21 protein-coding genes are annotated in these 24785 nt (G+C 70.2%); 9 read left to right on the top strand and 12 right to left on the bottom strand.

Features of this window, described 5'->3' with window-relative positions:
* Position 1 precedes the first annotated feature (1 nt).
* The 5 genes from AC07YS_RS27690 to AC07YS_RS27670 form a co-directional block, all read right to left on the bottom strand.
* A complete protein-coding gene (locus tag AC07YS_RS27690; protein ID WP_495269579.1) occupies positions 2-1723 on the bottom strand; it encodes a ShlB/FhaC/HecB family hemolysin secretion/activation protein in 1722 nt (573 codons plus the stop codon).
* Between the two features lie 41 nt (positions 1724-1764).
* Positions 1765-3876, bottom strand: a complete 2112-nt coding sequence (locus tag AC07YS_RS27685; protein ID WP_495269578.1) for a CHAT domain-containing protein — start codon at positions 3874-3876, stop codon at positions 1765-1767.
* 226 nt (positions 3877-4102) lie between these two features.
* On the bottom strand, positions 4103-6292 hold the full coding sequence (locus tag AC07YS_RS27680; RefSeq protein ID WP_159278722.1) for a catalase: 2190 nt from the start codon (positions 6290-6292) through the stop codon (positions 4103-4105).
* Positions 6293-6321: 29 nt separating this feature from the next.
* Positions 6322-6480: a hypothetical protein gene (locus AC07YS_RS27675; protein WP_167394958.1), complete on the bottom strand. Its 159-nt coding sequence runs from the start codon at positions 6478-6480 to the stop codon at positions 6322-6324.
* A gap of 157 nt (positions 6481-6637) precedes the next feature.
* Positions 6638-7630 (bottom strand): succinylglutamate desuccinylase/aspartoacylase family protein, encoded by a 993-nt coding sequence (locus tag AC07YS_RS27670; RefSeq protein ID WP_495269577.1) that lies wholly within the window; start codon positions 7628-7630, stop codon positions 6638-6640.
* A 163-nt stretch (positions 7631-7793) separates the two neighbouring features.
* Between AC07YS_RS27670 and AC07YS_RS27665 the strand changes: the two genes are divergently transcribed.
* The gene (locus tag AC07YS_RS27665) at positions 7794-8027 is read left to right on the top strand and encodes a hypothetical protein (RefSeq protein WP_062481001.1); all 234 of its coding nucleotides are present in this window, start codon (positions 7794-7796) and stop codon (positions 8025-8027) included.
* Here AC07YS_RS27665 and rpe read toward each other — a convergent pair.
* Positions 8017-8712: a ribulose-phosphate 3-epimerase gene (gene rpe / locus AC07YS_RS27660; RefSeq protein WP_062480999.1), complete on the bottom strand. Its 696-nt coding sequence runs from the start codon at positions 8710-8712 to the stop codon at positions 8017-8019. The genes AC07YS_RS27665 and rpe overlap by 11 nt on opposite strands.
* Before the next feature lie 60 nt (positions 8713-8772).
* On the opposite strand from rpe, the gene apaG reads away from it, so the two are divergent.
* The 4 genes from apaG (at position 8773) to AC07YS_RS27640 (ending at position 13748) form a co-directional block, all read left to right on the top strand.
* Positions 8773-9168, top strand: a complete 396-nt coding sequence (gene apaG, locus AC07YS_RS27655) for a Co2+/Mg2+ efflux facilitator ApaG/CorD (protein ID WP_062481013.1) — start codon at positions 8773-8775, stop codon at positions 9166-9168.
* A gap of 121 nt (positions 9169-9289) precedes the next feature.
* Positions 9290-11263: a transporter-like protein TlpB gene (gene tlpB, locus AC07YS_RS27650; protein ID WP_495269576.1), complete on the top strand. Its 1974-nt coding sequence runs from the start codon at positions 9290-9292 to the stop codon at positions 11261-11263.
* Entirely contained in the window at positions 11260-12531 is a 1272-nt protein-coding gene (locus tag AC07YS_RS27645; RefSeq protein WP_495269575.1) for a cation:proton antiporter, read from the top strand. Before tlpB ends, AC07YS_RS27645 begins: the two co-directional genes overlap by 4 nt.
* Positions 12528-13748: a YbdK family carboxylate-amine ligase gene (locus AC07YS_RS27640; protein ID WP_062480995.1), complete on the top strand. Its 1221-nt coding sequence runs from the start codon at positions 12528-12530 to the stop codon at positions 13746-13748. Before AC07YS_RS27645 ends, AC07YS_RS27640 begins: the two co-directional genes overlap by 4 nt.
* A 6-nt stretch (positions 13749-13754) precedes the next feature.
* Here AC07YS_RS27640 and AC07YS_RS27635 read toward each other — a convergent pair whose 3' ends face one another.
* Positions 13755-14744: a GlxA family transcriptional regulator gene (locus tag AC07YS_RS27635; protein ID WP_495269574.1), complete on the bottom strand. Its 990-nt coding sequence runs from the start codon at positions 14742-14744 to the stop codon at positions 13755-13757.
* A gap of 103 nt (positions 14745-14847) precedes the next feature.
* On the opposite strand from AC07YS_RS27635, the gene AC07YS_RS27630 reads away from it, so the two are divergent.
* The gene (locus tag AC07YS_RS27630; RefSeq protein ID WP_070063758.1) at positions 14848-15477 is read left to right on the top strand and encodes an isochorismatase family protein; all 630 of its coding nucleotides are present in this window, start codon (positions 14848-14850) and stop codon (positions 15475-15477) included.
* A gap of 13 nt (positions 15478-15490) precedes the next feature.
* Here the strand turns inward: AC07YS_RS27630 and AC07YS_RS27625 are convergent, their stop codons facing one another.
* Positions 15491-16276, bottom strand: coding sequence for an SGNH/GDSL hydrolase family protein (locus tag AC07YS_RS27625; protein WP_095743377.1), 786 nt, complete (start codon positions 16274-16276; stop codon positions 15491-15493).
* An 82-nt stretch (positions 16277-16358) separates the two neighbouring features.
* Entirely contained in the window at positions 16359-17498 is a 1140-nt protein-coding gene (locus AC07YS_RS27620; protein WP_369644928.1) for a helix-turn-helix transcriptional regulator, read from the bottom strand.
* A gap of 135 nt (positions 17499-17633) precedes the next feature.
* On the opposite strand from AC07YS_RS27620, the gene thiL reads away from it, so the two are divergent.
* Positions 17634-18590 (top strand): thiamine-phosphate kinase, encoded by a 957-nt coding sequence (thiL, locus tag AC07YS_RS27615; RefSeq protein WP_159278730.1) that lies wholly within the window; start codon positions 17634-17636, stop codon positions 18588-18590.
* Here thiL and AC07YS_RS27610 read toward each other — a convergent pair whose 3' ends face one another.
* Entirely contained in the window at positions 18591-19316 is a 726-nt protein-coding gene (locus AC07YS_RS27610; RefSeq protein WP_139702156.1) for a DUF3053 domain-containing protein, read from the bottom strand.
* Positions 19317-19379: 63 nt separating this feature from the next.
* Positions 19380-20279, bottom strand: coding sequence for a LysR family transcriptional regulator (locus AC07YS_RS27605; RefSeq protein ID WP_095743373.1), 900 nt, complete (start codon positions 20277-20279; stop codon positions 19380-19382).
* 99 nt (positions 20280-20378) lie between these two features.
* On the opposite strand from AC07YS_RS27605, the gene AC07YS_RS27600 reads away from it, so the two are divergent.
* Complete coding sequence (locus AC07YS_RS27600; protein ID WP_495269573.1) at positions 20379-21395, top strand: Bug family tripartite tricarboxylate transporter substrate binding protein; 1017 nt, start codon at positions 20379-20381, stop codon at positions 21393-21395.
* Between the two features lie 19 nt (positions 21396-21414).
* On the top strand, positions 21415-23127 hold the full coding sequence (locus tag AC07YS_RS27595) for an FAD-dependent oxidoreductase (RefSeq protein WP_495269572.1): 1713 nt from the start codon (positions 21415-21417) through the stop codon (positions 23125-23127).
* Here AC07YS_RS27595 and AC07YS_RS27590 read toward each other — a convergent pair.
* Positions 23124-24584 carry an MFS transporter gene (locus AC07YS_RS27590; protein WP_495269571.1) on the bottom strand — a complete coding sequence of 487 codons (1461 nt, stop codon included), beginning with the start codon at positions 24582-24584 and terminating at the stop codon, positions 23124-23126. The two genes, AC07YS_RS27595 and AC07YS_RS27590, sit on opposite strands and share 4 nt — an antisense overlap.
* Positions 24585-24785: the final 201 nt, after the last annotated feature.

Here is a 24785-nt window from a genome sequence, read left to right as displayed (position 1 = left end):
GTCAGAACGCCTTCTGCAGCTGCACGTACAGCCGCGGGTTGCGCCCGCCGCCGTCGGTCTGCGCGGGCGGTGTGCCGGCGCGCCAGGCGAGCGTGGCGTTGATCGAGAAGTTGCCCGGGCGCGACCAGCTCAGGCCGATGCCGTAGCCGCGCAGGCTGTGGGAGTTCTCGCCGTCGAAGGGCGAGGGATGACGCGCGATGCGTCCGCGTGCCGCGTCGTAGAACAGGTAGGGTGTGATCTCGTCGGTGGCGGCCCAGCGGTATTCGAAGGTGCCGATCAGGCCTTGGTCCACCAGCAGTTCGCCCGAGGGGTAGGCGCGCACCGCGCGCGCGCCGCCGAGCGCGAGCTTTTCGGAGGCGTCGAGGTTCTTGCTGGCCCACTGCCCGCCGACCGAGAAGTACAGCGAGTGGCGCGGCACGATGGCCTGCAGCCGCGACACCTGGAAGCTCAGCTTGGTGAAGCCGCCTTCGGTGTGGCGTCCGCCGAACTGCTGGTCGGACTGGAAGCTCTGCGCGTCGCGGATCGACAGGTCGCCGTGGTACAGCGTGCCCGAACTGGCCCAGTAGCCGCCGCCCAGCACCTCGTCGCGCCGCTCCCAGGCCCAGCCGATGCCGAAGCCCTGCACGCGCTTCTTCGCCGTGAAGTCGACGCCGCGCAGCTCGTCGGTGAGGTCCTTCACGTCGGCCGTGAGGCGCAGGAACAGGTTCTGCTGGCGTTGGCGGATCAGCGGGTAGTTGAGCGACACGTCGAGCACGTCGGCGCGCCCGCGCGCGTCGAGGTCGACGAACTTGCCGCCCAGGTCGTAGCTCACGCGCGAGATGCCGATGCCCGCGCGCAGGCCGCTGGTGCCCAGCGGCGCCTCGTAGGCCACGCGGCCGTACTGCAGCGCGTTGCTGTTGGACAGCAGCAGGCGCGCATCGAGGTTGTCGCCGATGCCGAAGGGGCTGAGCCAGCGCGCCGTGCCGCCCACACGGTAGCGCCCCGCCTCCTTGGTGCCGTGGTTGTCGGCCTCGGCCGAGAAGGCCCAGCGCGCGCCGGCCTCGACCTCGACCGACAGATCGGTGGTGCCGGCCTGCGCGCCTTCCTGCAGGCTGGACGACACCTTGAGGCCCGGCTGGTCCGACAGCAGCAGCATGGCGCGCTCGTAGGCCGGCGCGTTCACCGCCTCGCCCGGCTGCAGCGCCGCCAGGAAGCCGCGCACGCGCGCCTCGCTGATCGGCGCCTCGGGCGCGACCAGCACGTCGACCTTGCCGAGCCGGCCTTCGATGATGCTGATCTCGACGATGCCGTCGCGCACGGTCTGCACCGGCACCACCGCCTGCGCGAGGAAGTAGCCGCGCTCCTTGTAGCGCGTGGTGATGGCCTGCGCGAGGCCTTCGAGGTCGCCGAGCGTGACGTCGCGGCCGATGTACGGCGCGGTGATGGTCTGCAGCTCTTCGTTGCTCAGCGCCTTCACGCCGTTCAGGCGCAGGTCGGTGAGCTTGAAGCTGCCCGCGCCTGCTGCGGGCCGGGGCGGCGCAGGCAGGGTTTGCGGTGCGACGGCGCCGGGGGCCTGCGCGACGGGGCGGTCGCAGCTGCCGCACGGGTCCTTGGTGGGGAGCAGCGTGGTGACTTCCTGCGCATGGGCGCGGGGCATCGCAACCCACAGCGTGGCGCCGACGAGGGCAGTGGCTGCGAGAGCGACCGGCGTCGGCCGTGGACGAAGGCGGATCGCAGAGGCCATGGCAGTGCTTCTTTGCAAGAGGGAGCGTGACGAAGACATGGTCAGCTCCCCACCGTGAGGCGCCAGTTGCCGATCAGGTTGAACGGCGCCCAGAAGAAGGGGTGGGACATCTTGGGGTCCTTCAGCACGGCCAGTTGTCCGGCCTGCATGGCCTTTTGGATGTCGCGGCCCTTGGCGAGCTCGCCATACAGCGTGCCCATGAGCACGGCGGTGGCGTCGTCCGACACCGGCCACAGCGAGGCGATGAGGCTGGAGCTGCCGGCCGAGAGGAACGAGCGCGTGAAGCCCAGCACCTCGTCGCCCTGCGCGATGCGCCCCAGGCCCGACTCGCAGGCCGACAGCGTGACCAGCGCCGTGCCGTCCATCGGCAGCGCCAGGATCTCGTGCGCCTCGAGAAAATTCTGCTTGCCGCCTTCGTTGGCCAACAGGATGCGCGAGTACAGCGGATCGACCTCGTCGGCCTCGGCGTGCGCCGCCACGTGCATCAGCGGCGAGCGCGAGGCCACGTCGCGGAACTGCGTCTTGGTGGCGGCCGCGCCCATGTACACCGTGTTGCGCGGGAAGAGCTGCGCGAGCTGCTTCACCTCGGTCTCGGCGCCCGGCAGGTCGTACTTGTCCTCGATGCGCGGATTGCCGAAGGCCGTGAGCGACGCGTTCACGCGCGGCGTGCGCTGCGCCAGCTGCACCGCGATGCTGATCGACGGCGCCACCGACACCGGGTGCGTCTCAATGAGGTAGCGCCCGTCCAGGCGCAGCGCCTGGAACGGCAGGTAGTGCAGCGGCCCGTGCGGCACCACCACCACGCGCTGCCCCGGCGCCAGGCCCAGCGGGCCGAGCAGCGCGGCACCGAGCTTGTCGGCGTTGGTGATGGCCGCGCGGCGGCCGCGCACGATCGAGTTGCGGAAGGTCTCGACGAGTTCGGTGAGCTCGTCGCGCTTCACCGCGATGCGTTTTTCGACAATGCTGTCCGGCCCCACGACCCAGACCATCAGGCGGTCGGGCAGCGCGTGGTACTGCACCACGCGCTCGTCGGCCGCCAGCGTGCGCTGCAGCGCCGCCACGCCGACCGTGCCGGCCGACGATTCACTGAGCTTGGCGCGGCCGCGCACCGCGTCGAGCAGCGCGCGCGAGCGGCTGTGCTCGCTCACCTCGAAGGCGCGCTGCGGGTCGCCCGCTTCGCTGTACACGGCCACGCCGCGCTCGAACACCGACTGCAGGTCGGAGAACAGGCCCATCTTCACTTCTTCGCTGCGAAAGCGCGCACGCACCTGGTCGACGTCGGCCAGCGCGCGGCCCGCGGCCTCGGCCGCAGCCTGCTTCTGGCCCAGCGCGAGTTCGCTGCGCGCCACGCCGTCCCAGGCCCAGAGCCGGTAGTAGGCGGTGTCGGTGCCGACCTGGCGCGTGGTGAGCGCACGGTACTTGTCGCGTGCCTCGGCCGGCTTGTTCTCGGCCAGCAGCAGGCGGGCGCGCGTGCGTTCGAGCTGCGCGGCCAGCGGCGCTTCGCGCGGTTCGGCCATGTCGCCGAGCACCTGGCGTGCGCGTGCCGCGTCACCCGATTCGATGAGCGCGTTGACCAGCGAGGCCTGCACCAGCGGCGCATAGCGCGGAGAGCTGTTGGCGAGTGCCTCGTCGTAGCTGAGCACCGCGCCGGCGAAGTCGCCGCGCCGCGTGCGCACGTCGCCGATCACCTTCTGCACCGGGCCGACCACCAGCTTGGGGTCGCGCGCGGTGTGGCGCAGCGCTTCGCGCGCGAACTCCTCGGCCTTCTCGAGCTGACCCGAGTAGCTGTAGACGATCGCCAGGTCGCGGTTGGCCACGGCGCGCAGGTTCGGGTCGCTGGTGGCGTTGGCCAGGTGCAGCGCCTTGCTCGCGGCGCGCACGCTCTGGCGGAACTCGCCTGCCTCGGCCAATGCGACCGCCTGGCTGCAGTATTGATAGCCCGAGAGCTTGACCGCGTCCTGGCCGTAGAGCACCGCGCCTTCGCTGGTCAGCGCCAGCAGCGTGTCGGTGTCGGCCAGCCGCGCCTGCGCCATGCGGTCGGCCGCGGCCTCGGCATTCGGGCCGCCCGCCGCCGCGGCGGGAGTTGCAGGTGGTGGCGCCGGACGTTGTGCCTGCGCCGAAGGGCCGCCGGGGCCCAGAAGCAGCACACCCACCAGGCCGACCGCACCGGCAAGACCGGCACGGCGACGCGCCGGATGCGCACATCCCCATCTCGAAAACCACGCCATTGAACCCCCTCGACCCATGCACTCGCTGCCGCGAACGCTCGACGCCGCGGGAGTGCGCGCCGTTCAGGCCTCGTGGGAAAGTCTAGGAGCGGGTGTTCACCTCGCCTATTCGCAATACGGTCTAGCGCAAATGGCGTAGAGCCGGCTCACGCTAGGCGGGCACGCTGTCGATGTTGAGTCGGTCCCAATGCCGGTGCTTCGCAATCGCCGCAATGAAGTCGTGCGCAATCTGCGTCGCCGCCGTGGCGTCGCCCAGGTTCGTGACCGGCGTTTCGGCCACCACCACGCCGGCCGGTGCCTCGCCCTCGGGCGTGACGCCCAGCGTGGCCAGCAACTGCACACCCTCGCCCACCGCGCAGATCGCCTTGCAGTGCTTGTAGGCCTCGAGCACGAAGTGCACGGCATCGCCTTGCGCCGCGAGCGCGGCGGCGCCCTCGGCACCCGCGGGCACGAGCACGGCGTCGAACAGCACCGAGGCGGTGTTGGTGAAGGTCATGTCGACGTCGATCTGGCGCTTCGACGCGCTGGCCACGGTGCCGAGCTTCGGGCCCACCACCTTGCACAGCACGCCCACCTGTTCGAGCGCGTCGCGGATCGGCTTGAGCGAGGCCGAGTCGACGCCGTCGGCCACGAGGATCGCGACCTTGCGCGTGCGCACCACGCCGTCGGCGCTGCCGTCGCTCATGCGCAGCGCGGGCGATTCGTCGATGGGCAGTTCGATGCGATGCTCGCGAAAGCCCGAGTACCCCGCAGCCGCTTTCGCGTCGGGCTCGCCGATGCCCAGCGGCTCGGCCACGCGGCGTGCGAGTTTCTCATCCACGTGCGCGAGGTTGTCCACCATGCGCTGGCGGATGGCGGGCACTTCGAGCTTCGAGAGTTCGAAGCGGAAGGCCGCGACGATGTGTTCCTTCTCGGCCATGCTCTGGCTGTTGAAGAACAGGCGCGCCTGCGTGAAGTGGTCGTCGAACGAGGGGCTGCGGCGCCGCACCTTCGGCGACTCGATCTCTTCGGGAAACGACTGGAAGCCGTGGCTGCCGCCGTCCACGCGGAACTCGGTGCCGCTGCCCAGCGTGTTGGGCTCGTAGGCGACCTGGCCGCGCGCGATGGTCTGGCGGTGCATGCCGTCGCGCTGCATGTTGTGGAACGGGCACACGGCCTTGTTGATCGGCAGCTCGTGGAAGTTGGCGCCGCCCAGCCGCGAGATCTGCGTGTCGGTGTAGCTGAACAGGCGCCCCTGCAGCAGCGGGTCGTTGCTGAAGTCGATGCCCGGCACGACGTGGCCCGGGTGGAAGGCCACCTGCTCGGTCTCGGCGAAGAAGTTGTCGGGGTTGCGGTTGAGCACCAGCTTGCCGATGCGCTGCACGGGCACCATCTCTTCGGGGATCAGCTTGGTGGGGTCGAGCAGGTCGAAGCCGAGCGACTCGGCCTTGTCGGGCGCGATGAGCTGCACGCCGAGTTCCCACTCGGGGAAGTGGCCCTGCTCGATGGCCTCCCAGAGGTCGCGGCGGTGGAAGTCGGGGTCCTTGCCGGCGATCTTCTGCGCCTCGTCCCACACGAGGCCGTGCACGCCGAGCTTGGGCTTCCAGTGGAACTTCACGAAGTGGCTCTCGCCGCGCGCGTTGACGAAGCGGAAGGTGTGGACGCCAAAGCCTTCCATCATGCGCAGGCTGCGCGGAATGGCGCGGTCGCTCATGGCCCACATCAGCATGTGGGTGCTCTCGGGCATGAGCGAGGCGAAGTCCCAGAAGGTGTCGTGCGCGCTCGCGGCCTGCGGCATCTCGTGGTGCGGCTCGGGCTTGACGGCGTGGATGAGGTCGGGGAACTTCATCGCGTCCTGGATGAAGAACACGGGGATGTTGTTGCCCACGAGGTCGTAGTTGCCCTCGCGCGTGTAGAACTTGACGGCGAAGCCGCGCACGTCGCGCACGGTGTCGGCCGAGCCGCGCGAGCCGGCCACGGTCGAAAAGCGCACGAACACGGGCGTCTTCGCATCGGGGTCCTGCAGGAAATCGGCGCAGGTGTACTGCGACATCGACTGGTAGACCTGGAAGTAGCCGTGCGCCGCCGAGCCGCGCGCGTGCACGGCGCGCTCGGGAATGCGCTCGTGGTCGAAGTGCGTGATCTTCTCGCGCAGGATGAAGTCTTCGAGCAGCGTCGGCCCGCGCACGCCCGCCTTGAGCGAGTTGTGGTTGTCGGGAACCTGCAGGCCCTGGTTGGTCGTCAGGTGCGTGGGGTGCTCGGTGGTGAAACCCTCGAGCTGCAGCTGCTTGGCGTTGGCGCCGTCACCGGTCTTGGCGGTGCTGGCGCGGCGGCCTGCGGCGGCCTTGTTCTGGGGGGACATCGGGGTTCTGGGCATCGATGCGGGTCGGCTCAGCCGGCCTCGTTGCTGTTGCCGCTGCCGATGAAGATGTCGAGCACGTTCACCACGGCGATCAGGCCGATGCAGGCGGTCACGGCAGCCACCGCCCAGATCAGGATGTCGTCGCCCCAGGTGCCCATGAGCGAGTCGAACAGTGCCGAGATTTCCATGATGTTTTTCCCTCCGAGAGAAGCGGGGCCGCAAGCCGGCAAATCCGCAAAGAGGAAGCTTAGGGGGGGCCCGGTGCGCGGGCCGTAGTGGCCGCCCCTCCCCGTCTGTGGGAGAAGGTGGGCGTCACCGGTAGGAGGGCGCCGACAGGCGCGAGCCTCAGGCGGTCGGGTCGAGCACGCGTTCGCTGGGCCGCGCGAAGTAGAACCACTCGGCGCCCGGCAGCGCCAGGGCGTTGGGGAACACGATGAAGCCGTCGTCGGGCGCGCTGACCAGCGTGCCGTCGTGCCGCATGCCCACGGGTTCGCCGCGCTGCACGGGGTCGAAGGTGGCCCAGTCGCGCACGAAGCTGTCGTCCTCGTGCAGGCGGTCGGTCACGCTGGCCAGGCGCAGCAGCTGGGGCGGCTGCGGGGGCGCAGCCGACAGGCCCGGCGGCAGCGCCGCCATGCCCAGCAGCGCGAGCGTGCGGCGGATGGCCGCCCACGCCACCTGCGGCGCCTGCGGGTCCTGGTGCTGGCCGCATTCGAGGGTGACGCCGTAGCCGCCGCAGCTGCGGATGTATTCGTTGGTGCCGCGGCCGAAGTCGATGGCGGCCTCGTCGACAGCGGCGCCGCGCTGCGCGAGGCCGGCGGCGTAGATGTCGAGCCAGCCCTCGACCACGATGGGCGTGCCGATGTGCAGCGCGAGCCGGCCTTCTTCCTGCGCGCGCGCAAAGGGTTCGAGGGGGCCGCTGTTGTCGCGCGGGCCGATCATGGCGAAGGCCTCGCCCTCGCTCTGGAAGGAATGCAGGTCGAGCAGCACGTCGTGGCGCGCGATGACGGGGGCCAGCCGGTTGGTGATGCGGGCCTCGTAGTCGGCCGGCGTCTCGCTCGGCCGGAACAGGCGGTTGAGGTTGCGCTGGCCCTCGCGCTGCAGGCGCCGCCGTGCGAGCGGGTTGGCCACGGGCACGAGCGTGAGTTCGCCGCGCAGCAGGCGCAAGTCGCCGGCATCGAAGTCGGCCAGCACGCGCTGGATGCCCTCGGTGCCGCAGGTCTCGTCGCCGTGCACCCCGCCGATCACGAGCAGGCGCGGGCCGGGGTTCAGCGACGCGAAGGCATGCAGGCGCAGGCTGTCGGTGGCGGTCGCGGCGTCGTCGAAAAGCGGGGTGGACATGCGGGCGATTATGCGGAGGCGACTGTGGCCACGCAAAAGGCAAGACCCTGTGGCATGGCGGGCGTGCAGCGCGAACCTACAGCCGCGCCCTGGCCTGTCCTACTGCCCCGTGGCTGGGCGCCGCGCAAGCTGGCGCCAGACCCGAACTTTGAAGGAGCACACGATGGCCCAGCAGCCGCGCAAGGACAAGAAGGACACCACCCGCGTCGAAAAGGACGGCGAATCGGCGCCGCGCCTGCCGCACGAGCGCGACCAGTCGTCGGACAGCCAGGTGATGCAGGACGGCCAGCCGCCCGAGAAGGGCCGGCGCGGCTACGAAGACGTGGAACGCGGCGTGGTCGACACCGACCGCGGGCTCACGCCCGAGCGCACCGCCGACGGCAAGGTCAGGCCTTGACGGTGGCCAGCTGCTGGCGCATGTCGCCGATCACCGCGCCGTAGTCCTTGGCGTTGAAGATCGCGCTGCCCGCCACGAAGGTGTCGGCGCCGGCCGAGGCCACGCGGGCGATGTTGTCGGCCTTGATGCCGCCGTCCACTTCCAGGCGGATGTCGCGCCCGCTCTGCTCGATGCGCTTGCGCGCCTGCTCGATCTTGCGCAGCGCCGAGTCGATGAAGCTCTGGCCGCCGAAGCCGGGGTTGACGCTCATGATGAGGATGAGGTCGATGTCGTCGATGGCCCAGTCCAGCGCCTCGAGGCCGGCGCCCGGGTTGAACACCAGGCCGGGCTTGCAGCCGGCGGCCTTGATGGCCTGGATGCTGCGGTGCACATGGGTCGATGCGTCGGGGTGGAAGCTGATGTAGTCAGCGCCCGCTTGCGCAAAAGACGCGGCCAGCGCGTCGACGGGCTGGATCATCAGGTGCACGTCGATGGGCACGGGCGTGCCGTCGGCGGTCTTGGCGTAGGGCTTGAGGGCCTGGCAGATCATGGGGCCGAAGGTCAGGTTCGGCACGTAATGGTTGTCCATCACGTCGAAGTGGATCCAGTCGGCGCCGGCCGCGATCACGTCGGTCAGCTCCTGGCCGAGGTGCGCGAAGTCGGCGGAAAGAATGGAGGGCGCAATGCGGAACGGGGTGCTGCTCATAACCCCGGATTCTCGCAGCCGTCGGAAGTCCGAGGAAAGGCCTCCGTTACCATGCGCCCCATGTCACACAGCCCCTTCAGCGTACAGGTCGAACCGCGTTACCTGGCCGACCAGTCCTCGCCCAAGGACAACGTCTACACCTTCTCCTACACGATCACCGTCACCAATGTGGGCACGGTGGGCGCGCAATTGATCGCGCGCCACTGGCTCATCAACGACGCCTCTGGGCATGCGCAGGAGGTCAAGGGCCTCGGCGTGATCGGCCAGCAGCCGCTGCTGGCGCCCGGCGAATCGTTCCGCTACACCAGCGGCTGCCGCCTGCAGGCGGCCAGCGGCACCATGCACGGCAGCTTCTTCGTGGTGACCGAAGAAGGCGAGCGTTTCGACGTGCCCGTTCCCATGTTCGTGCTCGAAGCCGACATCGGCGGTGCCCCCGTCTCGCGCGTGCTTCACTAGGTACTCCCCAGGCTTCGCGCACTTCGTGTCGCTTCTCCTTCCCCCTCGCCGGGGGCAACACCAGCGGCCCGGCTGAGCCGGTTCCGCGGTGTTCCCCGCACTGATCCGTTACGAATTCATCATGGCTGCTGCATCTCGCGACTTGCAGGGGCTGCTTGCCGGCCTCGACCCCACGGCCGATGTGGCGCAGCGCCACATCTGGCTCATCAACCTCTTCGACTGGCTGCGCGGCGACCGCGCCTCGCCGCAGGCCGCCATCGGCCGCGTGCAACTGCTGCTCGACGCCGTCGAGGCGCGGCCCGAGCTGTGCGACCGGCTGCGCGCCTGGTGGCGCGCGTTCACGCAGTCGGTCGACCTCACGGCGCTGCTGGCCGACTACGGCTTTGCGCCGCGCACCGCCTTCCTGAGCGAGTTCGGCGAACGCATGCGCCGCAAGATATTGCCCGGCACGCCCGAGACCACCGACGCCTCGGACCTGTTCCGGCTGGTGCTGCCCGGCGTGTTCGACGCCGGCTGGATCGCGCTGCTCGACGACACCCAGCTCGCGCGCATCGGCGCGCTGCTGGCCGACGCCGCGCCCATGCCCGCCGGCTCGGCGCGCTGGCGCCACACGGTGATGGACGCCGTCACCTACTGCTGCAGCCAGGTGGTGGCGACGGGCTTTTCGCCCGAGCTGCGGCTGCGCATCAGCCCCGAAGCGGGCGAGGCGCGCCCTTTCCACGCCCTCATGGCCGACCTGGACGCGCTGCGCGAGCAGATGTTCGCCCTGCCCCGCGACGAAGAATCGCTGCAGGCTGCCTTCGTGGCCTTTCGCGACCGGCTCGACGCCTGCCGCTCCAGCGCCTCGTCGGTCTACACGCACCTGGAAGACAACGGCATCTCGGTCGGCCTGGTGTTCCGGCTGCGCCAGCTGCGCGAGCGCGTGCTGCGCATCCGCGAGCTGCTCGACTGCCTGATGTCGCCCGTGCCGGGGCCCAGCATGGCGCGGCTGGTCGGCAAGCTGGTGCTGGCGGGCGGCGAGCGCAACAGCATCCGCGCGCTGATCGCCTCCAACTCGTCGATGCTCGCGGCCAAGGTGACCGAGCGCAGCGCCGAGACCGGCGAGCACTACATCACCCGCGACCGCCGCAGCTACCTGCAGATGGTGAAGAAGGCCGCCGGCGGCGGCGCCTTCACGGCGCTGACGGTGCTGGCCAAGTTCGGCATCTACGCGCTGGCCCTGTCGGCCTTCTGGAGCGGGCTGGCCGCGGGCCTCATGTACGCGGCCAGCTTCGTGGCGATCCAGCTGCTGCACCTGACGCTGGCCACCAAGCAGCCGGCCATGACCGCGCCCGCGATGGCGGCGCGGCTGCGCGACATCAAGTCGGACGACGCCGTGGACCAGTTCGTCGACGAGGTGGCCAACCTCGTGCGCTCGCAGGTGGCGGCCGTGCTGGGCAACGTGCTGCTGGTGGTGCCGGCGGTGGGCCTGCTGGTGCTGGGCTGGCAGGCCGCGCTGGGCCGGCCGCTGCTGGACGCGGCGCATGCGGCCTCCACGCTGCATTCGCTGTCGCTGCTCGGACCGACCGTGCTTTTCGCGGCAATCACCGGCATCCTGCTGTTTTCGTCCAGCATCATCGCCGGATGGACAGAAAACGCCTTTGTCCTGCATCGCCTGGACTCCGCCATGCGTTACAACCCTCGCATCGGCGCCTTTCTCGGTGCCGCCCGGGCCCGTCGCTGGGCCGCCTTCATGCGCACACACATCTCAGGCTTCGCCTCCAACATCTCGCTGGGACTCATGCTCGGACTGCTGCCCGCGTTCGCGGGCTTCTTCGGGCTCGGGCTGGATGTGCGCCATGTCACGCTGTCGGCCGGCCAGATCGCGGCCGCGGCGGCATCCATGGGCCTGCCGGCACTGCACCAGCCGGCCCTGTGGTGGGCGGTTGCGGCGATCCCGGTGATCGGCGCGCTCAATGTGAGCGTGAGTTTCTACTTCGCTTTCCGTCTGGCGCTGCGCGCGCACAGCGTGAGCCTCGGTGACCGCGCCCGCATCCGCAGCGCGATCTGGGCCCGCTGGCGCAGCCGGCCGGTGAGCTTCTTCCTGCCTACATGAACCTGACCGCACTCCTCGCCGAACTCCAGGGCTTCTGGGCCGAATGGGCGCGCCCCTCGGCCGGCCTGCCCACCGTGCTGTGGGCCCTGCTGGTGGCGGCTGCCGCGGCCTCCGGCCACCTGGTGCAGCGCTACCTGGGGATGCCCAAGGTCATCGGCTATTCGGTGGTGGGCGCGGTGGTGGGCTTTGCCGGCTTCGAGGGCGCGATCTGGCCGCTGCGCGGCATCAGCCTGTTCCTGCTGGAGCTGGGCGCGGCCGTGGTGCTGTTCGAGGCGGGCGGGCGGCTGCCGCTGCGCTGGTTCCGCCACAACCCGATGGTGCTGGTGCAGAGCCTGCTGGAGGCGGGGCTGACCTACTTCGGCGTGTACTGGATCTTGATTCTTCTGGGCCTGCCCGAGCCGGTGGCCAACCCCATCGCGCTGATGGCGATCGTCGCCTCGCCCGCCGTGCTCAGCCGCGTGATCATGGACACCCGCGCCGCCGGCCCGGTGACCGAGCGCGCCATGACGCTGGCCACGCTCAACACCTTCTACGCCCTCACGCTGGGCTACGCGCAGGCCGGCCTGATCGAGCGCGCACCGCAGTCGCTGATGCTCAAGCTCTACCCGGTGGCGGTGGTGCTGGGCATGTCGTTCGTGGTCGGCGCGATCATGGCGCTGGCGCTGCGCTCGGCGCTGCGCGTGATGAGCCCGAACAGCGAGAACACCTCGATCCTGCTGCTGGCGATCATCGCGGCGGGCGCGGCGCTCACGGCCCACATCGGCGGCTCGGCACCGCTGGCGGCGCTGATCGGCGGCGTGCTGCTCAAGACGCTCAACCCCAAGCCCTGGGCCTGGCAACGCCAGCTCGGCACCGCCTCGTCGCTGCTGACCATGCTGATGTTCGTGCTGGTGTCGATGGTGGCGGCCCAGGCCGACTGGACGCTGCCCGTGGCCAGCGTGGTGCTGGCCGTGATCGGCGTGCGCCTGGTCACCAAGATCTCGGGCGTGGCCATTGCCAACCCGGGCAGCGGCGCCAGCTGGAAGCAGGCCTTCTGGGTCGGCTGCGCGATGACGCCGCTGTCGTCGATCGCCCTGCTGATCGCCTCCAATTTCGCCTCGGCCTCGCCGCTTCTGGGCACCATGATCACGCAGGTCGCCCTGCCCTCGATCCTGCTGATGGAAGTGATGGGCGCCGTGCTCGCCACCGTGGCGATCCACGCCGTGGGCGAGAGTTCGGTCCCCTGGACGCCGCAGGCCTTCAACACCACGGAAGACACGCAGCGATGAGCAGCAACAGCAACCCCACCTCCGTCCTCCCGATCGACCCGGACAGCGACGACGTCCGCTCCGCGCCGCTGCCCGCCGATCCGGCCAGCCGCGCCGTCAAGCTCGAGCCCTTCAACAAGTCGGAGGCGCTGTCGCTGGGCGTGGAGCTCGAGCTGCAGCTCGTGAACACGCACGACTACGACCTCGCGCCGTATGCCGAAGACATGCTGCGCCTGATGGCGCAGACGCCGCTGCCCGGCAGCGTGGTGCCCGAGATGACCTCGAGCATGATCGAGATCTCGACCGACATCTGCCACTCGGCGCAGGACGTGATCACGCAGCTGTCGCCGATCCGCGAGGCACTGATCAAGAACGCCGACAAGCTCAACATCGCCGTGGTCGGCGGCGGCACGCATGCGTTCCAGCAGTGGCACGAACGGCGCATCTACGACAAGCCGCGCTTTCGCGAGCTGTCGGAGCTGTACGGCTACCTGAGCAAGCAGTTCACCATCTTCGGGCAGCACGTGCACATCGGCTGCCCCGACGCCGACTCGGCGCTGCTCATGCTGCACCGCATGTCGCGCTACATCCCGCACTTCATCGCGCTGTCGGCCTCGTCGCCGTTCGTGCAGGGGCAGGACACGCAGTTCGACTCGGCACGCCTGAACTCGGTGTTCGCGTTCCCGCTCTCGGGCCGCGCACCCTTCACCACGAGCTGGAAGGAATTCGAGGCCTACTTCGAACGCATGACCCGCACCGGCGTCGTGCGCAGCATGAAAGACTTTTATTGGGACATCCGCCCCAAGCCCGAGTTCGGCACCATCGAGATCCGCGTGTTCGACACGCCGCTCACCATCGAGCGCGCCGCCGCACTCGCGGGCTACGTGCAGTCGCTGGCCGCGTGGTTCCTGCAGGAGCAGCCCTTCGAGCCGAGCGAGGACGACTACCTCGTCTACACCTACAACCGCTTCCAGGCCTGCCGCTTCGGCCTGGACGCGGTGTATGTCGACCCGGCCAGCGGCCAGCACATGCCGCTGCGCGACCACATCCTGATGACCATGACCCAGCTCGAATGGCACAGCGAGGCGCTCAACGCCACGCAGGCGCTGGGCGAGCTGCGCACCAGCGTCGAGGCCAACCGCAACGACGCGCGCTGGCTGCGCGAGAAGCAGGGCAAGGAACGGCTGCTGGCGGAAGTGGTGCGCCAGGCCTCGCTGCGCTTTCGCGGCGCGGCCTGACGTTGTTCAGGCGGCCACGGCCTCCTGGGAGAACTGCCGGCGGTACACCGTCGGCGACACCTTGAACGCCGTGGCGAAGTGCTTGCGCAGCAGCACCGCCGAGCCGAAGCCCGCATCGGCCGCCACGCGCTCCACCGAGCGGTCGGTCGTTTCGAGCAACCGCTGCGCCAGCGCCAGGCGCTGGTTCTGCAGCCACTGGCCGACGGTCGTGCCCGTCGATTCGCGAAAGCGCCGCGTGAAAGTGCGCCGGCTCATGAGCGCGCGCTTGGCCAGGTCATCGAGTTCGTGCGGCACCTGCAGATGCCGCCCCAGCCATTCAAGCAGCGGCGTGAGCCGGTCGCGTTCGGCCGCTGCCGGCACGGGCTGCTGGATGTACTGCGCCTGCCCGCCCTGCCGGTGCGGCGCAACGACCATGCGCCGCGCGGCGCGGTTGGCGGTGTCGGCGCCGTAGCGCACGCGCAGCAGGTGCAGGCAGCAGTCGATGCCCGCGGCCGTGCCCGCCGAGGTGAGCACGTCACCGTCGTCCACGTACAGCACTTCGGGCTGCAGCACGACCTGCGGATATTGCTTGGCAAACGCCGCGGCCAGGTGCCAGTGCGTGGTCGCGGGCCGGCCGTCGAGCAGGCCGGCCTCGGCCAGCACGAAGGCGCCCAGGCACAGCCCGACCACGGTGGCGCCGCGCCGGTGCGCCGCCTGCAGCGCACGGATGAGCGCGGGCGGTGCGGGCCGGCCGTCGTCGCGCCAGGACGGCACCACCACGATCTGCGCGCGGCGGATCGCCTCCAGGCCGTGCGGCACCACGAGCGTGAAGCCCGCGTTGGTGGCGAGCGGCCCGGGCTCGGGCGCGCAGACCTGCACGCGAAAGCGCGGCGCGCCGGTGTCGGTGCGGTCTTCGCCGAACACCATGCAGGGCACGGAGAGGTGGAAGGGGCTGATGCCGTCGAAGGCGACCACGGCAATGGTCTCGGCGATGGTTTCGGCTGCAGGTGGGCGCATGGCCCGATCTTATCGATGAATGGCTTTCGGGCCACTGTCGCAAAACCCGCGGTGCGCGAAGAATCGAGCCATTCCAGACACACAACCACCGAAGGAGATATCCATGAGCCAGTCCGCACCGCGCCGCGCCCTCGTCGTCATCGACGTGCAGAACGAATACTTCGAAGGCGGCGGCCTGCCCATCGAATACCCGCCGGTCGAAAGCTCGCTGCCGAAGATCGCGCAGGCCATGGACGCGGCCCGCGCGGCCGGCGTGCCGGTGGTGGTGGTGCAGCACCACGCGCCGAAGGGCGCGCCGGTCTTCCAGGCCGACAACTTCCACGGCCAGCTGCACCCCGAGATCGCCAAGCGCCCACGCGACCACCTGGTCACCAAGGCCTTCCCGAGCGTCTTCACCGGCACCGATTTCGCCGACTGGCTCGCGCGCCACGAGATCGACACGCTGAGCGTGACCGGCTACATGACGCAGAACTGCGACGCCTCCACCGTGTTCGAAGCCATGCACCGCGGGCTGAACGTGGAGTTCCTGTCGGACGCGACCGGCGCGCTGCCTTATGAAAACGCGGCCGGCCGCGTGAGCGCCGAAGAGATCCACCGCGTGTTCAGCGTCGTGTTCCACAGCAACTTCGCGGCCGTGGCGACGACCGACGTGTGGGTCGCTGCACTGAAGAGCGGTACAGCGATCGAAAAGGACAACGTGGTCATGTCCAACCGCCGCGCGCGCGGCGTCTGAACTTCACAAGAGTTCAAGCCAGACTCAACGGCTGCAGCACGGGCTTCCAGCGCTCCACCGCGATCTTCTTGAAGCCGCGGCCGTTGGGATGCAGCTCGTTGGCCCAGTCGGTCGGGCCCAGCGTGCCCCGGCTGTCCACCACGTGCAGGTGCTGCGGGTCGCCCGCGGCGATGTTCTGCAGCATGCCGTGGAAGCCGTCGATGAGGTGGTCGACGCAGGGCTTGAACAGCTCGGGCGCCACGCCCGCGTCGACCAGCGCCGGGCGCAGCCAGCCTTCGCGCCCGAACAGCGCCTTGCCCGTGGGCGGCGCGTAGTCGTAGCTGTGCATGACGATGTGGCAGTCGACGCTGGTGCGGGTGTAGATGAGGCCGATGAGCGCGCGGTACTGCTCGTCCATGTCGACAAGGAACTGGTCGAAGCCGCCCTTGCCGTTGCGAAAGCACTGCGCGGCCTGCGTCTCGCCCGTGCAATCGGACTTGAGCAGCGGGCGCAGGTCGTTGAAGCCCGCGAAGTCGTTGCCGCCGCCGCTGATGAACACCGCCGACAGCGTCGGCCCGTACAGGCGCAGCGACTCGCGCACGGCGTTGCGGTACTTGCCCTCCACATAGTCCTGGGCTTCCGCGCCGTTCATGCCCTTGGCCAGGATCACGTGGCCGCGCGCGCCGACCACGTCGCCCAGGAAGTTCAGCAGGCTGCCGCCCGGCAGCGGGTACCAGAACCACGAATCGCCGAAGGCGAGGATGGTCGCGGTGCCGTGCGGGCCCATCTGCATCTTGGTCTCGTCCCAGTAGACAGCCATGGCGAACTCCTCGTGTAGAGGGCGCCATGGTTCTCGCAACCGCCGCGCGGCGCCATCCCCCGTTCGCAGTAGAACCTGCTGCTCAGTCCCGCAGCGACTGCACCAGCAGCACCAGTTCCGCCTGCCGGTGGCAGTCGGTCTTGCGCATCACGTTGCGCAGGTGGCTGCGCGCCGTGTGTTCGGAGCAGTGCTGCGCGGCGGCGAAGTCCTTCACGGTCTTGCCGCTCGCCAGGAGCAGCGCGAGCCGCGCCTCGGTCGGGCTCAGGCCGAGCAGGCTTTCCAGCTGCCGCGGCTCCACGGGCGCCGCCTCGGCCGGATGGGCGAAGACCACGAGCGCGCGGTGGCGCTGGCGCAGCACGGCCAGCGGGTGCGAGGGCTTGAGCGGCAGCACCGTGATGCGGACCACGCTGCCGGCCACGGGCAGGTGCAGCACGCCGGCCCGCGCGCCACCGGCCGGGGCGCAGGCCTCGCGCACCCGCTGCTCGAAGGCCGACTGCAGCGCGGACGACGCGAGCCGCAAGCGCCCCTGCGCGCTGTCGAACAGGCCGCCGCGGCCCGCGCACGCCGCCGCGCGGGTGTTCAGGTGGTCGATGCGGCAGGCCTCGTCGACCACGGCGATGCCCTGCGGCAGCGCGTCGAGCGCCGACAGCCCGGTGGCCGCGTGCTCGCCCAGCTGCATCATGCGGGCGCGCAGTTCGCTGGCGCGCACCAGGTGCGGCGACAGGCGCCGGCAGAAGGCCTCGCTCTCGGGACCGTAGGGCGCCTCGGCCCGGGGGCGGATGAAGCCGAGCACTTCGCGCGTGTCGTCGTCGGCGCGCAGCCCCATGGCCAGCGTGTGGCGCAGGCCGAGCGGTGCCAGCCAGTCGACATAGATCGGACTGCGCGACAGCGTGCGCGCGCCGAAGTAGGCGTGGTCGGTCACCGGCGTGCCCAGCGGGGCGTTGACCGGCATCTGCATGCGGATGTCGTCGCGCGCCAGGTGCTGCTCGTACTCGCGCACCTTGTCGGGCGGGCTCTCCAGGTTGGCGAGCCCCGCGCCCACCACCGAGCAGTCGGTGCGGCGCACCGTGAGCGTGTGAAAGCACGCGGCGCCGAGCACCTCGCGCATGGCATCGAGCGCGTCGTACCAGTCGCCGGGACAGGTGATCCCGTCGTACAGCAAGGCAACGATCCGGTCGGTGTCGGCCTCGGCGGACACGCCTCCCTGCACGATGGCTGTCATGGCGGCCTCCTCCTGTTTGGACTTTCGGTGTATCCGCTTGCATGACGGTATTACAAAATGCTTCCAGTGTCAGCCCCCTTTCCCGTGGGCGCCGCGGCGGGCGGCCCCGCGCCAGGTCGTTATGCTCTCGCACCCATGGGTGAATTCGACCTGATCACACGCTATTTCAAACGTCCCGCCACGCGCTCGCCGCTGGGCGTGGGCGACGACTGCGCCTTGCTCGCGCCGGCCGCGGGCATGCAGCTCGCCGTGTCCTCCGACATGCTGGTGGAGGGGCGGCACTTTCTCTCCACCGTGGAGCCGGCCCGGCTGGGCCACAAGGCGCTGGCCGTGAACCTCAGCGACCTGGCCGCCTGCGGCGCGAAGCCGCTGGCCTTCACGCTGGCGCTGGCATTGCCCGGCGTGGACGAGCCCTGGCTCGAAGGTTTTTCGCGCGGCCTGTTCGCGCTGGCCGACGCCCACGGCTGCGAGCTGGTGGGCGGCGACACCACGCGCGGCCCGCTCAACATCTGCATCACCGTGTTCGGCGAAGTGCCGGCCGGCGCCGCGCTGCTGCGCTCGGGCGCGCGCGCGGGCGACGACCTCTGGGTGAGCGGCTCGCTCGGCGATGCACGGCTGGCGCTCGAGGTGTTCCGCGGCACACTGAGCCTGCCCGCCGAGGCCTTCGCGCAAGCCCGCGCACGCATGGAACAGCCCACGCCGCGCGTGGCGCTGGGCCAGGCGCTGCGCGGCATCGCCACGTCGGCGGTGGACGTGAGCGACGGCCTGATCGGCGACCTGGGCCACATCCTCGCGGCCAGCGGCGTGGGCGCCACGCTCGATGCCGATGCCACCACCGCGCTGATCGCGGTCGACACGGCCGGCCTGCCCCCCGAGGCGCTGCGCACCTGCGCGCTCTCGGGCGGCGACGACTACGAGCTGGTGTTCACCGCGCCGGCCTCGGCCCGCGATGCAGTCCTGCAGGCCGGCGTGAACAGCGCCACGCGCGTGACGCGCATCGGCCGCATCGAAGCGGACGCGGGGCTGCGCATCGTCGATGCGAGCGGCGCGCCGGTGTCACAGCGCTTCGGCTCCTTCGACCACTTCGTCTGATCAAGAGCCGCGCATCACCGCGCGCATCTTGTCCTGCGCGGTGTTGATCGCCGCCGACTGCTTGCCCATTTGCTGCGCCATCTTGTTGAGTTCGTCCCCCACGGCCGGGTCGGTCACGGTGAGCGTGCCGCCGGAAACCCGAAGCTTCGACTTGTTCTTCTCCATGAAATCGGCGATGGCCAACGCACTGTCGATCACGGCGTCGACCGGAGGGAACACCTCCTTGAACGTGGTGGCGGGCGTGGTCACGGTCTTCTCGTAGGCCTTGGCATAGACCTGCTTCAGGTCGTCGGGCTGCTTGAGTTGCGCGCGTGCCGCATCGGCCTTGGCCAACTGCTGATCGAGCGCGGTGCGAAGGCCGCCCAGGCCCTCCTTGGCGGCCTTGAGATCGTCACGGCGCGCCGGCAGGTCGACGAACGAGCGCAGCGCGCCCTTGTTCATGACCTGCGTCATCGGCTGGCTCACCGACTTGTTCATTCCTTCGTTGAAATCGGTGATCACCGCGTAGTGCTGCGCGTAGTCGCCGAACGAGGCTTTTTCTTCGGCGGTGGGCGTGGGCACGCGCAAGCCGGGCTTGTCGAGCACGCGGGTCTGCAGGTAGGCGATGAAGGCGCTGCGCTGCTCGGCCTCCTTGTTGCCGCAGGCCACGAGCAGCATCGACAGCATCAGGCCGAATGCCAGGACCAGCCATGCGGAAGAGAAACGGGACCGTGTGGTTGTTGTCATGGGGCACCTGCTTTCGCGCAAAGAAAAAAGACCGGCCAGCATACGACCGGCCCGCCGCCACGGCTACTGCAGGCTCTGCTTCAACGCCTCGATGAACGCCCGCGCCGCCGCCGACAGCGAGTGGCCGCGCTTGGTGACGATCGAGATGTCGCGCACCACGCGCGGGGCGCTGAGCACCTTCACCACGAGCACCGGGTTCTTCTCGGCGCGCGCGAAGGCCGACGGCATGATCGACGCGCCCATGCCGGCCGCCGTCATCCACAGCGCGGTGGACAGGAAGGACACCTCGTTCACCACGTCGAGCGTCACGCCCGCCTCCGCCGCCGTGCCGTCGATCAGCGGGCGCACGCCGTAGCCGGGGCGCACGGTGATAACCGGGTGGCGCCCCAGGTCCGACCAGCGCACCACGCGCGCCTTGGCCAGCGGGTGGTCGGTGCGGCACACCACGGCGAGGTGGTCGCGCATGAGGCGCTGCACCTCGACCTCGGGGCCGGGCCGCTCGGGCGTGCCGATGCCGAAGTCGACGTGCTCGCCGAGGATGCGCGACAAAAACTGGTCGGGCGCGCAGTCGTTCACCAGCACGCGAACTTTCGGGTGCTGCTCGCCGAAGGCGCGCAGCGCATCGGGCAATAAAAACCCGGCCAGCGTGGGCGTGATCGCCAGCGTCACGCGACCGCGCTCCAGCGTGGCGAGTTCGCGGAAATCGGCCGAGAGCGAATCGACGTCGCGCAGCACGCGCTCGACGGTGGAGATCATCTGTTCGGCTGCGGCCGTGGGCTTGAGCGCGCGCGTGGTGCGGTCGAACAGGCGCGTGCCCAGGCCCTCTTCGAGCTGGCGGATCAGCATGCTCACGGCCGACTGCGTGACGAACAGCCGCGTGGCCGCGGCGCCGAGCTTGCGCAGCTGGTAGACCGCAAGGAACGCACGCAGCTGGCGGATCGTAGGACTGAAGTTCGTATTCATCAGAAAATTTGAAAAATCATTCGGAATTTCTTGATTTACGAATGAATGCTGCCATCGTTCAATCTCCGATCAAAGCACCGAATTCAAGGAGAGGCCCGAATGACAGCACCCATCGCCTGCGGCATGCACGCATTTCGTGGGCGACGCAGGCAACTGCTGTGGGCCGTGGCCGGCGCGCTGGTGGCCGGCACCGCGCTGGCGCAGGCCCCGGCGGGCGATTTCCCTACCAAGCCGATCCGCATGGTCGTGACCTTCCCGCCCGGCGGCAGCGCCGACGGCGTGGTGCGCATGCTGGTGCCGCGCCTGAACGAGAAGCTGGGCCAGCAGGTGGTGGTCGACAACCGCCCCGGCGCGGGCGGCAACGTGGGGCTGACGCTGGTGGCCAAGGCGCCGGGCGACGGCTACACGCTGGGCGTGGGCGCGGCGGGCGCGCTGGCGGCCAACGTGAGCCTGTACCCGCAGATGCCCTTCGATCCGCAGAAAGACCTCAAGCCCGTGGGCATGCTGGCGGCCATTCCCTTCGTGCTGGTGGGCCACCCGTCGGTGGCCGCGAAGACGCAGCGCGAACTCATCGCGCTGGCCAAGGCGAAGCCGGGCACGCTGTCGATCGGCCACGGCGGCAACGGCACGGCCATGCACCTGTCGGCGGCGCTGTTCAACCAGATGGCGGGCACGCGGCTGGTCGAGGTGCCCTACCGCGGCTCGGGCCCGGCGGCGCTCGATGTGCTGGGCGGGCAGATTCCGCTGGCGGTGGTCGACCTGCCGTCGTCGCTGCAGCAGATCCGCGCCGGCAAGCTGATCGCCTTCGCTGTGACCAGCCCGCAGCGCCTGCCGATGCTGCCCGAGGTGCCGACGGTGGCCGAGGCCGGCCTGCCGGGCTACGACTCGACCGGCTGGTTCGGCGTGGTCGCGCCGGCCGGCACGCCCACGCCGGTGGTGGCGCGGCTCAATGCCGAGCTCAACGCGGCGCTCGGCGACGAGCAGGTGAAGACCGCGATGCGCGCGCTCGGCGTGGAGCCGGCGCCGGGCTCGGTCGAATCCTTCGACAGCTACATCCGCGCCGAGACGAAGAAGTGGGCCCAGGTGATCCAGGACGCCCACATCAAGCTCGATTGAACGACAAGCCGATAGAGACATGACGAAGACCGCCGACACCTCGATGCAAGCCGACGTGCTGATCGTCGGCGCCGGCCCCGTGGGCCTCACGCTGGCGATGGACCTGGCCTCGCGCGGCGTCTCGGTGATCCTGTGCGAGACGCGCCGCTTCGCCGAGCCGCCGAACGTGAAGTGCAACCACGTGGCCTCGCGCACCATGGAGCAGTTCCGCCGCCTGGGCGTGGCGCAGCAGCTGCGCGATGCCGGGCTGCCGGCCGACCACCCGAACGACGTGGTGTTTCGCACCACGGTGACGGGCACCGAGCTCACGCGCATTCCCATTCCGTGCCGGCGCGACCGCTACACCGAGACCGAGGGCCCCGACGCGTGGTGGCCCACGCCGGAGCCGCCGCACCGCATCAACCAGATCTACCTCGAGCCGATTCTGCTGAAGCACACGGCCGCGCTGCCGGGCGTGACGCTGCTCAACCGCACGCGCTTCGAGCGCTTCACGCAGGATGCCGAGGGCGTGAGCGCCATCGCCACCGACATGGACAGCGGCGCCACGCGCAGCATCCGCTGCCGCTACATGGTCGGCTGCGACGGCGGCAGCTCGCCGGTGCGCAAGCAGATCGGCGCCAAGCTCGAAGGCACGGCCGTCATCCAGCGCGTGCAGTCGACCTACATCCGTGCGCCGCAGCTGCGCGACATGATTCCGGGCAAGCCCGCGTGGTCGTACTACGCGATGAACCCACGCCGCTGCGGCACGATGTTCGCCATCGACGGCCACGAGACCTGGCTGGTGCACAACCACCTGAACGCCGAAGAGCCCGAGTTCGACTCGGTCGACCGCGACACCTCGATCCGCGAGATTTTGGGCGTGGGGCCCGACTTCCACTACGACATCATCAGCAAGGAAGACTGGATCGGCCGGCGCCTCGTGGCCACGCGCTTTCGCGACGGCCGCGTGTTCCTCGCGGGCGACGCCGCGCACCTGTGGGTGCCCTACGCGGGCTACGGCATGAACGCCGGCATCGCCGACGCGCTCAACCTCTCGTGGCTGCTGGGCGCCTGCGTGCAGGGCTGGGGCGACGAGGCCATCCTCGACGCCTACGAGGCCGAGCGGCTGCCGATCACCGAGCAGGTGTCGCAGTTCGCGATGGACCATGCGCAGAAGATGATCCGCGCGCGCCGCGCCGTGCCGCCCGACATCGAGGCGCCCGGCCCGGCGGGCGACGCGCAGCGCGCCGAGATCGGCCGCGAGGCCTACGCGCTCAACGTGCAGCAGTTCTGCTGCGGCGGGCTCAACTTCGGCTACTTCTACACCGGCTCGCCGATCATCGTGCCCGACGGCGAGCACCGCGCGCCGCCGTACTCGATGGGCGAGTTCACGCCCTCCACCGTGCCCGGCTGCCGCGCACCGCATTTCTGGCTGGCCGACGGGCGCTCGCTGTACGACGCCTTCGGCCCGGGCTACACGCTGCTGCGCTTCGACCGCAGCGTGGACGTGCGTCCGCTGGAGCGCGCGGCCGCCGCCTACCGCATGCCGCTCACGGTGCTCGACATCGAGACCGCGAGCCTGCCCAAGGCCTATGCGCACCGCCTCGTGATGTGCCGCGCCGACCAGCACATCGCGTGGCGCGGTGCGCACCTGCCGGCCGATGTGTACGACCTCGTCGCCACCTTGCGCGGCGAAACGCGCCGCGAACGTGGACGTCGGCGCGCGCTGGCCTGGGAAGGCGTACTGGCCTAGCGCCGCGCCACCGCGCGCCACGCCAGCCAGGCGGCGATGGCAGGCGCCAGCGCGAAGACCGTGAACAGCCAGATCGCGGCCGATCGCGCACCGTCCACGCCGCCGGGCACCGTGAGCCCCGCCGCATTCGCCACCAGCCCGGCCACGGCCGCGCCGACGGCCATGCCGTACAGCTGCACGGTCGTGATCGAGGCGGAGGCCAGCCCCTCTTCGCCGCGCGGCGCCAGCGCCATCACGCGCGTCAGCAGGTGCGGCCAGCCGATGCCCACGCCGAAGCCGACCGCGGCCAGCGCCACGGCCACGAGCGAGGTCTCGACATTGGCGTCCAGCGCCCCCGGCGTCGGCAGCAGCCACGCGAGCGCCAGCAGGCCTGCGGTGCAGACCACCGGCCCGGCGCGCAGCATGCGGTCGGCGCCTGCGCCAGTGCGGCCCGACGAGGTCAGCGAGCCGATGCTCCAGCCGCCCGCCATCGCCGCCGTGAGGTAGCCCGCCATGAGCGGCGTGTGGCCGTGCAGCAGCTGCAAGAAGTAGGGCACGAAGATTTCGGTGGTGGTGCCGATCAGCAGCAGCGCGACGCTCGCGTAGATCGCACCCAGCGGCGTGCCAAGCGCATAGGCGCCGGTCGGCAGCAGGCGCACGGCGCCGGCGCGGCGGTCGATGCGGGTGGCGGCGAAGCCGATGGCCAGGCCCAGCGCCACGCCCACGGCCTGCCCCGCGAGGCCGGGCCAGAAGCCGCTGGCGGCGATCACCAGCACCGACAGCGCCAGCAGCGCGATCTGCGGCGCCGGCACGCGCGGCATCTGCGCCGGCCGGTCATGCCGGATGCCGGCCGCGGGCCGCAGCTGCACCGCCACCAGCAGGGCCTGCGCCGCCGCCACCGGCAGCAGTGCCCAGAAGGCCCAGCGCCAGTGGCCGGCCTGCGCGAACAGCCCACCCACGGCCGGCCCGCACAGCGTGGCCACGCCCCACATGCCCGACACCAGCGCCACCGCGCGCGGCCACAGCCGCGGTTCGAACACGCGCTGGATCAGCCCGTAGCTCAGCGCGGCGAGCAGGCCACCGCCCAGGCCCTGCACCGTGCGCCCTGTGAGCAGCCAGGGCATGGCCGGTGCCAGCGCGCAGCCCACCGAACCCGCGGTGAACACGGCCAGCGCCGTGAGGCAGGCGCCGCGCGGCCCGCGCGCGGCCAAGAGCCGCACCGAGAGCGTGGCACCGAGGATCGAGCCGACCACGAACAGGGTCGTGCTCCAGGCGTACCAGTCGAGCCCGCCGATCTCGCGCACCACCGAGGGCAGCACGGTCGTCACGATGTGGACGTTGACCGCGTGCAGCGCGACGCCGCCGGTCAGCGCCAGCGCGCGCCAGCCGTTGCGCCCGCTGAACAGCTCGCGCCACGCGGCGGTGGGCGGCGGCGCGCCAACGGCGGCGGCATCGAGGGAAGAGGAGGAGGACGACATGAGAACGAAGGGGAACACCAAAGGAGCCTGGATACTAGGCGGCGCCCCTCAATTAAACAAGCTATTGCTTTGATAAATAGAAACTTCGGCGCGCAGCCGTCGCACAGGATGCGCGACACTTCGAAACCGATGCACGCCGTTTCTTCTTCCCCTTCTTCCTCGATGGATTCCTCTTCCGCCACCACCGGCGCCCTGCCCCGT

It is taken from the genome of Variovorax sp. GW458-11-26-14-LB1, assembly GCF_059423965.1.
The sequence above is the reverse complement of the archived record's forward strand: the minus strand, read 5'-3'. Positions and strand labels throughout refer to the sequence as shown.

Excerpts from the sequence above, each read along its gene's own strand:
- AC07YS_RS27690 (WP_495269579.1), bottom strand. The coding sequence starts at position 1,723 with ATGGCCTCTGCGATCCGCCTTCGTCCACGGCCGACGCCGGTCGCTCTC.
- AC07YS_RS27680 (WP_159278722.1), bottom strand. The coding sequence starts at position 6,292 with ATGTCCCCCCAGAACAAGGCCGCCGCAGGCCGCCGCGCCAGCACCGCC.
- AC07YS_RS27675 (WP_167394958.1), bottom strand. The coding sequence starts at position 6,480 with ATGGAAATCTCGGCACTGTTCGACTCGCTCATGGGCACCTGGGGCGAC.
- AC07YS_RS27670 (WP_495269577.1), bottom strand. The coding sequence starts at position 7,630 with ATGTCCACCCCGCTTTTCGACGACGCCGCGACCGCCACCGACAGCCTG.
- AC07YS_RS27665 (WP_062481001.1), top strand. The coding sequence starts at position 7,794 with ATGGCCCAGCAGCCGCGCAAGGACAAGAAGGACACCACCCGCGTCGAA.
- rpe (WP_062480999.1), bottom strand. The coding sequence starts at position 8,712 with ATGAGCAGCACCCCGTTCCGCATTGCGCCCTCCATTCTTTCCGCCGAC.
- apaG (WP_062481013.1), top strand. The coding sequence starts at position 8,773 with ATGTCACACAGCCCCTTCAGCGTACAGGTCGAACCGCGTTACCTGGCC.
- tlpB (WP_495269576.1), top strand. The coding sequence starts at position 9,290 with ATGGCTGCTGCATCTCGCGACTTGCAGGGGCTGCTTGCCGGCCTCGAC.
- AC07YS_RS27645 (WP_495269575.1), top strand. The coding sequence starts at position 11,260 with ATGAACCTGACCGCACTCCTCGCCGAACTCCAGGGCTTCTGGGCCGAA.
- AC07YS_RS27640 (WP_062480995.1), top strand. The coding sequence starts at position 12,528 with ATGAGCAGCAACAGCAACCCCACCTCCGTCCTCCCGATCGACCCGGAC.
- AC07YS_RS27635 (WP_495269574.1), bottom strand. The coding sequence starts at position 14,744 with ATGCGCCCACCTGCAGCCGAAACCATCGCCGAGACCATTGCCGTGGTC.
- AC07YS_RS27630 (WP_070063758.1), top strand. The coding sequence starts at position 14,848 with ATGAGCCAGTCCGCACCGCGCCGCGCCCTCGTCGTCATCGACGTGCAG.
- AC07YS_RS27625 (WP_095743377.1), bottom strand. The coding sequence starts at position 16,276 with ATGGCTGTCTACTGGGACGAGACCAAGATGCAGATGGGCCCGCACGGC.
- AC07YS_RS27620 (WP_369644928.1), bottom strand. The coding sequence starts at position 17,498 with ATGACAGCCATCGTGCAGGGAGGCGTGTCCGCCGAGGCCGACACCGAC.
- thiL (WP_159278730.1), top strand. The coding sequence starts at position 17,634 with ATGGGTGAATTCGACCTGATCACACGCTATTTCAAACGTCCCGCCACG.
- AC07YS_RS27610 (WP_139702156.1), bottom strand. The coding sequence starts at position 19,316 with ATGACAACAACCACACGGTCCCGTTTCTCTTCCGCATGGCTGGTCCTG.
- AC07YS_RS27605 (WP_095743373.1), bottom strand. The coding sequence starts at position 20,279 with ATGAATACGAACTTCAGTCCTACGATCCGCCAGCTGCGTGCGTTCCTT.
- AC07YS_RS27600 (WP_495269573.1), top strand. The coding sequence starts at position 20,379 with ATGACAGCACCCATCGCCTGCGGCATGCACGCATTTCGTGGGCGACGC.
- AC07YS_RS27595 (WP_495269572.1), top strand. The coding sequence starts at position 21,415 with ATGACGAAGACCGCCGACACCTCGATGCAAGCCGACGTGCTGATCGTC.
- AC07YS_RS27590 (WP_495269571.1), bottom strand. The coding sequence starts at position 24,584 with ATGTCGTCCTCCTCCTCTTCCCTCGATGCCGCCGCCGTTGGCGCGCCG.